This is a genomic window from Nocardia sp. CC213A (assembly GCF_030766805.1).
Taxonomy (GTDB): domain Bacteria; phylum Actinomycetota; class Actinomycetes; order Mycobacteriales; family Mycobacteriaceae; genus Nocardia; species Nocardia otitidiscaviarum.
The window spans coordinates 270,052-282,185 of record NZ_JASFXA010000005.1 but is presented as its reverse complement, the minus strand read 5'-3'; the positions used below and the strand labels follow the sequence as shown (position 1 = coordinate 282,185).

Annotated in this window: 13 protein-coding genes; 8 read left to right on the top strand and 5 right to left on the bottom strand. The window is 68.9% G+C overall.

The window, feature by feature from the left end:
• The first annotated feature begins 64 nt into the window (after positions 1-64).
• Both QJS31_RS12110 and QJS31_RS12105 read left to right on the top strand, forming a co-directional pair.
• Complete coding sequence (locus QJS31_RS12110; RefSeq protein ID WP_039815559.1) at positions 65-640, top strand: DUF3159 domain-containing protein; 576 nt, start codon at positions 65-67, stop codon at positions 638-640.
• A 157-nt stretch (positions 641-797) separates the two neighbouring features.
• Complete coding sequence (locus tag QJS31_RS12105) at positions 798-1,508, top strand: sigma-70 family RNA polymerase sigma factor (RefSeq protein ID WP_282781016.1); 711 nt, start codon at positions 798-800, stop codon at positions 1,506-1,508.
• A 47-nt stretch (positions 1,509-1,555) separates the two neighbouring features.
• On the opposite strand, the gene QJS31_RS12100 is transcribed toward QJS31_RS12105, so the two are convergent.
• Complete coding sequence (locus QJS31_RS12100; RefSeq protein ID WP_143981700.1) at positions 1,556-2,278, bottom strand: TrkA family potassium uptake protein; 723 nt, start codon at positions 2,276-2,278, stop codon at positions 1,556-1,558.
• A gap of 2 nt (positions 2,279-2,280) precedes the next feature.
• Entirely contained in the window at positions 2,281-2,946 is a 666-nt protein-coding gene (locus QJS31_RS12095) for a TrkA family potassium uptake protein (RefSeq protein ID WP_282781019.1), read from the bottom strand.
• Positions 2,947-3,154: 208 nt separating this feature from the next.
• Here QJS31_RS12095 and QJS31_RS12090 point away from each other — a divergent pair, with 208 nt between their 5' ends.
• Complete coding sequence (locus tag QJS31_RS12090; protein ID WP_306356715.1) at positions 3,155-5,146, top strand: APC family permease; 1,992 nt, start codon at positions 3,155-3,157, stop codon at positions 5,144-5,146.
• Positions 5,139-6,809: a class I SAM-dependent RNA methyltransferase gene (locus tag QJS31_RS12085; protein WP_306356714.1), complete on the top strand. Its 1,671-nt coding sequence runs from the start codon at positions 5,139-5,141 to the stop codon at positions 6,807-6,809. Before QJS31_RS12090 ends, QJS31_RS12085 begins: the two co-directional genes overlap by 8 nt.
• Before the next feature lie 11 nt (positions 6,810-6,820).
• On the opposite strand, the gene QJS31_RS12080 is transcribed toward QJS31_RS12085, so the two are convergent.
• Complete coding sequence (locus tag QJS31_RS12080; RefSeq protein WP_306356713.1) at positions 6,821-7,399, bottom strand: M15 family metallopeptidase; 579 nt, start codon at positions 7,397-7,399, stop codon at positions 6,821-6,823.
• Between the two features lie 87 nt (positions 7,400-7,486).
• On the opposite strand from QJS31_RS12080, the gene QJS31_RS12075 reads away from it, so the two are divergent.
• Together QJS31_RS12075 and QJS31_RS12070 are read left to right on the top strand one after the other, a co-directional pair.
• A complete protein-coding gene (locus QJS31_RS12075) occupies positions 7,487-8,158 on the top strand; it encodes a response regulator transcription factor (RefSeq protein WP_282781026.1) in 672 nt (223 codons plus the stop codon).
• Positions 8,151-9,239: a HAMP domain-containing sensor histidine kinase gene (locus tag QJS31_RS12070; RefSeq protein ID WP_306356712.1), complete on the top strand. Its 1,089-nt coding sequence runs from the start codon at positions 8,151-8,153 to the stop codon at positions 9,237-9,239. The genes QJS31_RS12075 and QJS31_RS12070 overlap by 8 nt, the downstream gene beginning before the upstream one ends.
• A 47-nt stretch (positions 9,240-9,286) precedes the next feature.
• Here QJS31_RS12070 and QJS31_RS12065 read toward each other — a convergent pair whose 3' ends face one another.
• The gene (locus tag QJS31_RS12065; RefSeq protein WP_282781031.1) at positions 9,287-9,667 is read right to left on the bottom strand and encodes a DUF1761 family protein; all 381 of its coding nucleotides are present in this window, start codon (positions 9,665-9,667) and stop codon (positions 9,287-9,289) included.
• Between the two features lie 17 nt (positions 9,668-9,684).
• Here QJS31_RS12065 and QJS31_RS12060 point away from each other — a divergent pair, with 17 nt between their 5' ends.
• Complete coding sequence (locus QJS31_RS12060) at positions 9,685-9,930, top strand: TetR/AcrR family transcriptional regulator C-terminal domain-containing protein (protein ID WP_306356786.1); 246 nt, start codon at positions 9,685-9,687, stop codon at positions 9,928-9,930.
• Between the two features lie 110 nt (positions 9,931-10,040).
• Positions 10,041-11,345: a DoxX family protein gene (locus QJS31_RS12055; protein WP_306356711.1), complete on the top strand. Its 1,305-nt coding sequence runs from the start codon at positions 10,041-10,043 to the stop codon at positions 11,343-11,345.
• 8 nt (positions 11,346-11,353) lie between these two features.
• Here QJS31_RS12055 and QJS31_RS12050 read toward each other — a convergent pair whose 3' ends face one another.
• Positions 11,354-12,034, bottom strand: coding sequence for an SIMPL domain-containing protein (locus QJS31_RS12050; protein WP_372341545.1), 681 nt, complete (start codon positions 12,032-12,034; stop codon positions 11,354-11,356).
• Between the last annotated feature and the right edge of the window lie 100 nt (positions 12,035-12,134).

Sequence of the window (12,134 nt, the reverse complement as noted above, 5' to 3'; positions counted from 1 at the left end):
CGGCCGCGAGGCCGCCGCGGAGGAGGCCCGCGAGGAGCGGGTCGAACAGTCGCTGCTCGAGCAGATGGGCGGTTTCAGTGGCCTGATCTACTCGTCACTGCCCGTTGTGGTGTTCGTGCCGGTGAATACCTGGCGCGGCCTCACCACCGCCATCTGGGCGGCCCTGGGGGTCGCTACGGCCATTCTGATCTGGCGGATCGTGCGTCGCGATCCGGTCCAGCCCGCCATCTCCGGATTCCTCGGGGTGGGCGTGTGCGCCTTCATCGCCTACCGCATGGGTGAGGCCAAGGGCTTCTTCCTGTTCGGCATCTACGCCAGCCTGGTGTACGCGGGCGCGTTCGTGCTGTCGCTGCTGGTGCGCTGGCCGCTGGCCGGTGTCATCTGGGGTTTCCTGAACGGCCACGGCAGCGACTGGCGGTCCGACCGCCGGGCCATGCGCCTCTACGACCTGGCCACCGCGGTGTGGGCGGTGGTGTTCAGTGCCCGCTACGTGGTGCAGAACCACTTCTACGACGCCGACTCCACGGGGCTGCTGGCCGCGGCCCGCATCGCCATGGGCTGGCCGTTGACGGCGGTCGCCCTGCTGGTGACCGTCTGGGCGGTGCGCCGCGCCGGGCACCTGCCCGCGCGCAAGCCCTGATGCGCGAGCCCTGGTTTCCGGGGGCACTTATCGCGCGAAGCGCGCCGGACGCAACACCTTTGGGGGCATCGGTGGCATAAAGGTGGATCCCAACCCACCCCTGGGGTACCTATTTCGGCGCTTCGGTTCGCAGCAACATCGTTTGTGACAGGAAACGATGAAAGGACCGGAGTTGGTTACCGAGGGCAAGGCAGCGGCGACGTCGGACATCCGCGACGAGGGGCGCGGTTCGGCGGCGCAGGGCGCCTCGCGCCGGCATCTGGCGGGGCGGGGTTCCAAGAACAGTGCGGCGACGTCGGAGAGTCGCCGGGCGGCAGCCGAATTGGAGAAGCTGATCGGACCGGCCGCCAGCGGTGACAAGCACGCGGTATCGGACATGCTGCGGATCGTGTATCCGCTGGTGCGCCGCTACTGTGCGGCCCGCATGAGCGGCGCGGCCCATCTGCACGTCACCACCGACGATGTGGCGCAGGAGATCTGCCTGGCGACCGTGCAGGCGATTCCGCGCTACCGCGACCAGGGCAAGTCGTTCCTGGCCTTCGTCTACGGCATCTCGGCCAACAAGGTGGCCGACGCCTACCGCCGGGCGCAGGTGCACCCGGCCTATCCGGTGGCGGAGTTCCCGGACGAGCCGAATACCGAGGCGGGGCCGGAGGAGCGGGCGCTGGCGTCGGAGGCCAGAGCCGCCACCCGGGAACTCATGAAGGTGCTGGCACCCACCCATCGTGAGGTGCTGGTCATGCGCATCGTGCTGGGGTGGACGGCCGCGGAGACGGCGGAGGCGATCGGCACCAGTCCGGGCGTGGTGCGGGTCATGCAGCATCGCGCGCTGAACAAGCTGCGCGCCGAGTTGCGGGCCGCGTCCTGAGCGCCGGGCCGGACCGGACGCCCGCGGCGCATCCGGTCCGGGGCCTGTCAGGAGGCGAAATCGGCTCCGGTGGAGAACTCCGCCGGGGTCGCGGCCGTGCCGGGGCCGAAACCGTTGACGCCGAGGGCCTTCCGTAGCTCGTCCTCGGCTTCCACGGAGGTGACGAACAGCAGTTCGTCTTCCCCTTCGAGCGGGTCGTCGCCCTGCGGCACGATCACCCGTCCGCCGCGCAGAATGGTCACCAGCGCGACGTCGCGGGGGATGGCGAGGGTGCGAACGGCCTTGCCCGCCAGCGGTGTATCGGTCGGCAGTGTGATCTCCACCAGATTGGCCTGACCCTGGCGCAGGGTCATCAGCCGCACCAGATCGCCCACCGACACCGCCTCCTCCACCAGGGAGGCCAGCAGGCGCGGTGTCGAGACGGCCACGTCCACGCCCCAGGACGTGTCGAACAGCCACTCGTTGCGCGGGTCGTTGACGCGCGCCACCACCCGCCGCACCCCGAACTCGGTCTTGGCGAGCAGGCTGAACACCAGGTTCACCTTGTCGTCGCCGGTGGCGGCGATGACCACCTCGTAGGTCTCCAGATCCGCTTCCTCGAGCAGTTCCAGTTCGCACGCGTCGGCGTGCACCCAGACGGCGGTGGGGGCGACGGTGGGGTCGATATGGTCGAGGCGGCGTTCGAGCAGCATCACCTCGTGGCCGCCGCGCAGTAGTTCCTGGGCGATGCTGCGGCCGACGGCTCCGGCCCCGGCAATGGCTACCTTCATGATCAGTCCTCGTGGGCGGGTGCGGTGGTGGCCAGGGCGACGGCCTCGCCGACGGTGCCCGAGGTCGCGGCGATGTAGACGGCGTCGTCCGCCTGCAGCACGGTTTTTCCGGTGGGCAGGACGCCCTGTCCGAAGCGGATGATGAACGCGACGCGCGCGCCGATCGTGCCCTCCAGGTCGGTGACGGTGCGGCCGTACCAGTCCTCGTGCAGGGTGAGTTCGGTGACCGCGACGGTGCCGGTGGGGTCGCGCCACGAGGTGGTGGCCTGGTCGGAGACGAGGGTGCGCAGGAAGCGGTCGGTGGTCCAGGGCACGGTGGCGATGGTCGGGATGCCCAGCCGCTCGTAGACGGCGGCGCGCTTGGCGTCGTAGATGCGGGCGACCACGCGTTCCACGCCGAAGGTTTCGCGCGCGACCCGCGCCGAGATGATGTTGGAGTTGTCGCCGGAGGATACGGCGGCGAATGCGCCCGCCCGTTCGATTCCCGCGCGAGTCAGGACATCTCGGTCAAATCCGACACCGGTGACGCACATTCCGGGAAAATCGCGGCCCAGGCGCAGGAAGGCGCTCGAGTTCTGGTCGATCACCGCGACCTCGTGACCGATGCGGACCAGGGCCCGCGCGAGGGCGGAGCCCACTCGCCCACACCCCATGATCACTACGTACACCGTTCGAACCCCATTCCCGAAAACGTGGTGTGCGGTCTGGTTGCTTGTCCGGGGGGCAACCGTACCGCCCATGTTCCTCCGAGGCCACGTTCCCCCTCCTGAATGCTTTCAAACCGGAACGAGAATTTCTCACATCGAAGAGGTGCATATCGGCCGCCCGGCCGCGCCGCGAATAACGCATGCCCCGGGCTGCCTTATGCTGCCTCGAGTGTCGAAGTTGACGACGGCCGCCAAACGCATGGTGGTGGGCCGCCCCTTCCGTAGCGATTCGCTGGGGCACACGCTGCTACCCAAACGGATCGCCCTGCCGGTGTTCGCCTCCGATGCGCTGTCGTCGGTGGCGTACGCGCCGGAGGAGATCTTCCTGGTGCTGTCGGTGGCCGGGCTGTCGGCGTACGTGTACGCGCCCTGGATCGGCATCGCGGTGGCGGTGGTGATGGCCGTCGTGGTGGCCAGCTACCGGCAGAACGTGCACGCCTACCCCTCCGGCGGCGGCGACTACGAGGTGGCGACCAAGAATCTCGGTCCCACGGCGGGCCTCACCGTCGGCAGTGCGCTGCTGGTGGACTACGTGCTCACGGTGGCGGTGTCGATCTCCTCGGCGGCCTCCAACATCGGTTCGGCGGTGCCGTTCGTGGCCACGCACAAGGTGCTGTTCGCGGTGGTGGCCATCGCGCTGCTGACCGCCATGAACCTGCGTGGCGTGCGCGAATCCGGCACCATGTTCGCCATCCCCACCTACGCCTTCATGTTCGGCATGTTCGCCATGCTGATCTGGGGATTCTTCCGCACCGACGTGCTGGGTGAGACGGTGCACGCCGAGTCCTACGGCTTCGAACTGCAATCCGACGAGGACCATCTGCTCGGCATCGCGCTGGTCTTCCTCATCGCGCGCGCCTTCTCCTCCGGCTGTGCGGCGCTGACCGGTGTGGAGGCCATCAGCAACGGGGTGCCCGCCTTCCGGAAACCCAAGTCCCGCAATGCCGCCACCACCCTGCTGTTGCTCGGCGTCATCGCGATCACACTCTTCATGAGCATGATCGTGCTCGCCCAGCGGGTCGGCATCGTGTACGCGGAGAATGTGAAGGACCTGGTCGGCGCGCCCGCGGGTTATGAACAGAAGACCCTGATCGCGCAGCTGGCGCACGCGGTGTTCTCCGAATTCCCGATCGGGTTCTTCTTCATCACCATCGTCACCGCGCTGATCCTGGTGCTGGCGGCCAATACCGCCTTCAACGGATTCCCGGTGCTGGCGTCGGTGCTGGCGCAGGACCGGTTCCTGCCCCGGCAGCTGCACACCCGCGGCGACCGGCTGGCCTTCAGTAACGGCATCATCTTCCTGGCGGGCGGGGCCATCGCCTTCGTGGTGCTGTTCGGCGCGGAGGTGACGCACCTCATTCAGCTCTACATCGTCGGCGTGTTCGTCTCGTTCGTGCTGAGCCAGACGGGCATGCTGCGGCACTGGACGCGGCTGCTGCGCACCGAGACCGATCCGGAGCAGCGGGCGCGGATGAAGCGGTCGCGGGTGATCAACGCCATCGGCCTCACGATGACCGCCGCCGTGCTCATCATCGTGCTGGTCACCAAGTTCCTGGCGGGGGCGTGGATCGCCATCGTCACCATGGCGTCCATCTTCGGGCTCATGAAACTCATTCGCCGCCACTACGACACGGTCGCGCGCGAACTCGACGAGACCGAATGGGACGGTGTGCTGCCCAGCCGCACCCACTCCATCGTGCTGGTGTCCAAACTGCATCTGCCGACCAAGCGCGCCATCGCCTACGCTCGCGCCACTCGGCCCGACACGCTCGAGGCCATCACCGTGAACGTCGACGAACCCGACACCCGCGCGCTGGTGCGGGAATGGGAGCGCAGCGATATCGCGGTGCCGCTCAAGGTGATCGAATCGCCGTATCGGGAGATCACCAAGCCGGTGGTGGACTACGTGAAGCGGCTGCGCAAGGATTCCCCGCGCGACGTGGTCACCGTGTTCATCCCCGAATACGTGGTGGGCCGCTGGTGGGAACAGTTGCTGCACAACCAGAGCGCGCTGCGGCTCAAGGGGCGCCTGCTGTTCGAACCCGGCGTCATGGTGACCAGCGTGCCCTGGCAGCTCAGCTCCTCGACCAAGGCCCGCCGCGACGGCGAGGTCAGCGCACCGGGCGCGATCCGGCGTGGATTCGGTGACGGGCGTGGGTGACTGGCGCGGAGCCGAACTGGAGGTACGCCTCGGCCCACCCGGGCACGGCGGCTTCTGCGTGGCCCGGCACGAGGGTCGGGTCTTGTTCGTCCGGCACGGCCTGCCCGGCGAGCTGGTCCGCGCCCGCGTGACCGAGGACCGCGGCGGATCCTTCTGCCGCGCCGAAGCATTCGAGATCCTGGAGCCGTCTCCGGACCGAGTGCCCGCCCTGTGCCCGGTCTCGGGTGTCGGCGGCGCGGGCTGCTGTGATTTCTCCTACGCCACCCCCGAGGCGCAGCGCGGGCTGAAGGCGATGGTGGTCACCGAGCAGCTGCGACGGCTGGCCGGATGGGAGACCGAGATCGTCGTCGAACCGATCCCGGTGGACCTCGGCCTGCTGCGCCGGACGGCGACCTCGAACCCGCTGGGTCCGAACAGCGTGCCGACTCCGGATGATGATGCGCTCACCGGCGGTGGGCGATCCGGTGGGACGGCACCGGGGGAGTCGGTATCCGGCGACTCCGGGACAGCGGCCGGGCGGCGACCCGGCGGCCGTGCGCCCGGGAACACGGAACCGATCCGAGGCTGGCGCAGCCGGGTACGGCTGGCCGTGGACTCCGAGGGGCGGGCCGGGGTGCATCGCTATCGCGGGGCGGAGGTGATTCCCGACCTGCGGTGTCCGCAGCCGGTGGCCGGTGCGATGGCGGGTATCGCCGAGCGCATCTGGACGCCCGGGGCGGATCTCGTGGTCGCGGTGGACGGGGACGGGCAGCGTCATATCGTCGAACTGGGTCCTCCGGACAGCGGTGCGGCGGGGAGCCGTCGGGCCGAGCACGCCGATCGACGGACCGGCTATGGACCGCCGGGTGGTCGCGGGGGCGCGGATCGTGGCGTACGGGGTGGCAGCCGTGGCCGACACGGCGATGTGGGCGGCCGTCACGGTGGCGCGGTCGGTGACCGCCGCAACAGGCCGGACGGTCGCGGCAGGAGCGGCTCGGAGAACGGCCGAGGTGGCCCGTACAGCGACCGCCGGGGTCGGTCGAACGATGATCGCCGGGGCGCGACCGCGCGCCGGGCGGCGGCACATGCGCCACGTACCGAAACCGTGGTCGAGGGCACCGGCCGGGCGGTCCAGTATGTGGCGGGTCGGCGTTGGGAGCTGTCGGCCACCGGGTTCTGGCAGCCGCATATCGGTGCGGCGCAGTGCTATTCGGATGTGGTGGCCGAATGGGCGTACGCCTCGCCCGGCGCATTGGCCTGGGATCTGTACTGCGGGGTCGGCGTTTTCGCCGCGCGGGTGGCCGAACAGGTCGGCGCCACCGGTGCGGTATCGGGTGTCGAGCTCGCGCGGACGGCCGTCGCCGACGGCACCGCGGCACTGGGCGACCTGCCGTGGGTGCGGCTGCGCGCCGAGCGGGTCGAGCGCTGGATTGCCGAACAGCCCTCGGCCACACCGGAAGTCGTGGTGCTCGATCCGCCCCGGGCGGGCGCGGGCAAGGAAGTGGTGGCGGCGCTCGCCGCACGCTCGCCGCGCCGCATCGTGCACATCGGCTGCGATCCGGCCGCCTTCGCCCGCGACATCGGCCTCTACCGGGATGCGGGCTACCTGGTCACCGAGTTGCGTGCCTTCGACGCTTTTCCCGGTACCCACCACGTGGAATGCCTCGCGCTGCTGGAACTGTGAGACGTGACCGGTCACGGGCGGGGCGTGATTCGCGGACCGGGCCGGTTCGGGTCCGCGGGGCGCCGCATCCTCGGATCGTGGGCCGGATCGGGGTACATGGGGACACAACCACCGTGGATCGCCTCGGGGCGCAGTTCGTAATGCCACGGCTCGTTGGCGTAGATCTGGCACAGGCCGTAGCGGGTACCGTGCGCGGCAAGCCACCGCGCGGCCTCCGCGGCGAGGTCGACGGCGTCGCCCGTCACATGCGCCGACGTTTCCGGGGTCGCGACCCACCGGGTGGCGGCCTGTAGCGAACCGTACTTCGTGACCGCCTCACGCAGCAGACGATTCTGGTGATCCGGGGAGCGCCAGCCGCTGTTGACGACGAACGTGACCCCGTCGGCGGCGGCGTCGGACGCCGCCTGCCGCAGTGCTCGGAGTAATTCGGGGGTCAGGTTCGCGACGCCGGGGTACCGGTCGTCGAACACCGTCGCATCGCGGGGCAGTCCACCGTCGGCCTCCGCGAATTCTCCGCAGGCCACGGGGATCGAAGTGAGGGCGGCGAACAGTGCCAGGGCGAGCCTGCGGGTAATGGGTCTGGTTCTCATGCCGCCAGTCAAGGCAGCGGGGTGTTGCCGCCTCGTAAGCCGTTTTGCATACGTCGGCGAAATACGACGGCACCTAGCATCGAGACCATGCGCGTATTGGTGGTGGAGGACGAGCCCTACCTGGCAGAGGCCGTTCGCGACGGGCTGCGCCTGGCCGCGATCGCCGCCGACATCGCCGGTGACGGTGACACCGCGATGGAACTGTTGAGCATCAATACCTATGACATCGCCGTCCTCGACCGCGATATCCCCGGGCCCTCCGGCGACGAGATCGCCGAACGCATCGTCGCCTCCGGTAGCGGCATGCCCATTCTGATGTTGACCGCCGCCGACCGGCTCGACGACAAGGCGTCCGGATTCGAGCTCGGCGCCGACGACTATCTCACCAAACCTTTCGAACTCCGAGAACTCGTGCTCCGGCTGCGAGCGCTGGACCGTCGGCGCGCGCACAGTCGACCGCCGGTGCGGGAAATCGCCGGACTGCGGGTGGATCCGTTCCGCCGCGAGGTCTATCGCGACGGACGCTATATCGCGCTCACGCGCAAGCAATTCGCGGTGCTCGAGGTTCTGGTCGCCGCGGAAGGCGGAGTGATCAGCGCCGAGGAATTGCTGGAGCGAGCATGGGACGAGAACGCCGACCCGTTCACGAACGCGGTGCGGATCACCGTATCGGCCTTGCGGAAGCGACTCGGTGAACCCGGCCTCATCGCCACCGTGCCCGGCGTCGGCTACCGGATCGACGAATCCGCCCATGAATAGGGCGCCCGGGCTGAGCGTCCGCCTCAAGCTCACGCTCAGCTACACCGGGTTCCTCATGCTCGCGGGCGTGCTGCTGCTGGCCGCCGTATGGGTGTTCCTGCTGCGTGACCTGCCGGTCAGGAATGTCGTTCCCGACCCCGCCAATCTCCCGCTCATTGTCGACCCGTCCAATTTCGGTCCGGGTGTGTTCGGCACGGCCGCGGCCGCGGTGCTGGCGTTCCTGCTGGTATTCGGTCTGGTGGGTGGCTGGCTGCTGGCCGGCCGCATGCTCGCGCCGCTGGACAGTATCGCCGCGGCCACCCGGGCCGCCGCGAATGGCTCGCTCGCGCACCGAATTCGGCTTCCGGGCCGCCGCGACGAGTTCCGTGAACTCGCCGACGCGTTCGACGGCATGCTCGCGCGGCTGGAGTCGCATATCGCCGAACAGCGCAGGTTCGCCGCGAATGCCTCGCACGAACTGCGCACACCGTTGGCGATCACGCGGACGCTGCTGGAGGTCGCCCGCGACGATCCGGATCGCCGCACCGGCGAACTCGTCGAACGCCTGCACGCCGTCAATTCGCGGGCGATCGAGTTGACCGAAGCGCTGCTCCTGCTCAGCCGCGCCGATCAGCGTTCCTTCGCGCGGGAACCCGTGGACCTGTCGCTGCTGGCCGAGGAGGCCACCGAAACACTGCTCCCTGTCGCCGAAGCGCGCGGGATCACCATCGAAACCTCCGGCGACATCACCCCGACCGTCGGCTCACCCGCGCTCCTGCTGCAACTGACGACGAATCTCGTGCACAACGCGCTCGTGCACAATGTCGCCGACCGAGGCATCGTGTGGGTGACGACCACGATGCACCCCGGCGCGGTCACACTCACGGTCGAGAACACCGGCGAAATGCTGTCGGCCCAGGTGGTGTCGACCCTCGTCGAGCCGTTCCGCCGCGGCACCGAACGCATACGCGCCGATCACGCCGGCGTGGGGCTCGGGCTGGCCATCGTCGAGAGCATCACCCGAGCGCACGACGGAACGCTCACGCTCACACCGCGCGCCGCCGGTGGGCTGCGTGTCACGGTGCGGCTGCCGGGGGTCTGAAGGCGGTCCGGCGTCGAGGAGATCACCGAGGCGGTGCGGCGTGGTGGTCAGATGAACAGGCCGAGCACGGCACCGCTGACAACCAGCTTGAGGACCCAGTCGGTCATGTGCACGAGTGCGGTCGGGATCGGGACGTTCTCGTGCACGATCGCACCGGCGAGGATGGTCACCGGGAGAATCGCCACGATCGCGCCCAGCGCCGCTCCGGCGCCGACGCCGTGTCGATCACCGGCCAGCAGCAATGCCGCCAGGACCGCCGCCGCGAGCAGGCCGCGCAGTACGACGAACCCCATCTGCGCGGGCACGCCGATTCCGGGGCGCGGGGTGCTCGTCCGGGATATCAGCGCGGTGATCGGAGGTATCGCGTAGAGGGCCGCGCTGAGGGCGAACGAGACGACCGCCGCGAGGCAGACACCGGCAACAATCATGGCCATCTCCTTTAGTACTGATCAGTTCTAAAACTAGGCGGGCAATCCGCAATGTCGGTGATCTCGCCGCGACGTTGCAGACCCTGGACGCGCGTGGCCTACTGTGCGTCCCCGACCCCGCGACGGCCGCGCAACAGCTCACCTGGCTGGTCGTGGGTGCGCCGCTGAACGCCCGGATGCTCGATGCCACCGCACCGGTCCCCGACACGGTCGACGCGGCGATCGACGTGTTCCTGACCGCCTATCGGCCGCATCCGGGCTGAACCGGACACCGATGTGTCCCAAGGGTATTCGAGGTATCATCCGACGCATATCGCCGGTGTATCGAAAAACGCATACGTGCCGACCACACCGCGCCGTCTTGTCTTGATGCGTGCATCGCAGCCTTTCAGCATCGACCACGACCACGGCGGGTTGGCGGTGGGTCGTCTTTCGTTTCTGCTTCGTCTACTTCAGCTTGTACTGCCTGCTCCTCACCGTGATCCCGTTCACGCTCCTGGGTCTGCTCGGACGGTGGGTCCATCGCCTCGGCGGGAAGTGGACCGTCGCCCCGGCCGACCCGATCACCGGGTGGGTGGGCCGGACGTTCTTCGGCGTCGACGCCGTGCTGCACCGGGACTCGGGAGCCGGTGACCAGACGGCGAACTGGGTGCTGGCGTTCTCCATCCTGGTGGTCGCGATCGTGGTCGCCGCGGTGTGGACCGGCTTCGCTCGCCGGACCGCGCACCCCCGAATGGCGGCGTGGTTCACCGTCTTCCTGCGGCTGTGCCTGGGTGGGGTGATGGTGAGTTTCGGAGTCGCCAAGCTGATCCCGACCCAGATGCCCGGCCCGACGCTGGCACAGCTGTTGCAGCCGTACGGGGATCTGAGTCCGGCCTCGGTGCTGTGGCTACAGGTCGGCAGCTCGCATCCGTACGAGATGGCGCTCGGTGCGGCGGAATTCGTGGCCGGGCTGTTGCTGTTCGTGCCCCGGACAGCGGTATCGGGTGCACTGGCGAGTGTGCTCTGCATGGCTCAGGTGCTGCTGTTGAACCTGACCTTCGACATACCGGAGAAACTGCTGTCCGGGCACCTGCTGCTGATAGGTCTGATCCTGCTCGCGCCCTACTGTGCGCGACTGTTCGACCTGTTCGTGCGGCAGCGCCCGTGCCGACCGTTGACGCCGCCCACGCTGTTCGCCGACGCTCGGAAGAACCGCATCGCCGGGTGGGTTCAGGTCGCCGTCGGCCTCTGGGTCGTGCTGGGCGGCTACGACCGCTGGCAGGTCTGGCAGGAGCAGTACGGTCCCGACCGCCCGAAGTCCGAGCTGTACGGGATCTGGGAGGTGCGCGAGTTCACCCTCGACGGACAACCGGTACCACCGTTGACGACCGACGAGAATCGGTGGCAGCGACTGGTTTTCGACGACCCCGCGGAAGCGACCTATCAACGGATGAACGGGGAACTGGTGGCGGCGCGCGCCGAATTCCACCCGGACGGGCAGGTGATACTCAGCGACGAGACGAGGCAACCGTTCGCGATGCTGTCGGTCGAGCGACCGGTGCCGGATCGGCTGTCACTGCGCGGGACATTGCGTGGCCGCCCGATCACGGTCACGCTGGAACGCATCGACCCGAACAGCTTCACCCTGAACAGTCGCGGATTCCATTGGGTGCAGGACTATCCGTACTTCCGATAGGGACCTGTTCAGCTCAGCTGCCAGGTGACGCGCAGGCTCGCGGACAGTTCGCTCTCGCCGAGTTCGAGGGGAATCTCCGGGGCTCCGCCCATCCCGGCGGATTTGGCGGCGACGGCGTAGGCGCGGGGGACCGGGGTGGGCATCGAGGTGTTCTCGGTGATCTCCAGCACCGGTCCGAGGGTGCGTCCGGCGCGGGTGGCGTACCGGGTGGCCTTGGCGAGGGCGTTGTCCCAGGCAGCGTCGCGCGCGCGTTCCAGCAGCGCCTCCTCGTCGGAGACGGTGAGGTGCAGCCCACCGAGACGGACGTCGTCGCCGCCCGCGTCCACGGCGTGTGCGATGACGGTGGCCGGGGGAGTGCCGGATGCCGTTGCGGCACCGGTAGTTCCGACATCGCGGAGTGCCACGGTCAGTGCGGTGGTGGCGATGTAGCCGGTGATGCGTTCGCGATTCTCCGCCCACGCGGTGTCGGTGCGCACCGACAGCCCGCTGGTGGCGATATCGGTGGACCGCACTCCGTCCCCGCGCAGGCTGGCGACCACCGCGTCACTGCGCTCCCCGGCGCGGGCGTACGCGGCCGACACGGTCTCCGCTCGCGACTCGATGGAGATGGTGACCCGCATGAGATCCGGCGTGGCGCGGGCCGCCCCGCTGCCGAAGGTGGTGACGGTGCCGGTCTCGGTGCTGGTCACGGGCATTCCTCCTGGTGCGGCGGACGGGTCACGGCCGATGCTACCCACGCCGCGACAGCGCCCGCACCGCCGCGTCGTGGTATGCGGTACGGTGCGCCCG

Bases quoted from the DNA above. Each gene is read 5' to 3' on its own strand.
- QJS31_RS12110 (WP_039815559.1), top strand. From the start codon at position 65: ATGGGCGGTTTCAGTGGCCTGATCTACTCGTCACTGCCCGTTGTGGTG.
- QJS31_RS12105 (WP_282781016.1), top strand. From the start codon at position 798: ATGAAAGGACCGGAGTTGGTTACCGAGGGCAAGGCAGCGGCGACGTCG.
- QJS31_RS12100 (WP_143981700.1), bottom strand. From the start codon at position 2,278: ATGAAGGTAGCCATTGCCGGGGCCGGAGCCGTCGGCCGCAGCATCGCC.
- QJS31_RS12080 (WP_306356713.1), bottom strand. From the start codon at position 7,399: ATGAGAACCAGACCCATTACCCGCAGGCTCGCCCTGGCACTGTTCGCC.
- QJS31_RS12075 (WP_282781026.1), top strand. From the start codon at position 7,487: ATGCGCGTATTGGTGGTGGAGGACGAGCCCTACCTGGCAGAGGCCGTT.
- QJS31_RS12070 (WP_306356712.1), top strand. From the start codon at position 8,151: ATGAATAGGGCGCCCGGGCTGAGCGTCCGCCTCAAGCTCACGCTCAGC.
- QJS31_RS12065 (WP_282781031.1), bottom strand. From the start codon at position 9,667: ATGATTGTTGCCGGTGTCTGCCTCGCGGCGGTCGTCTCGTTCGCCCTC.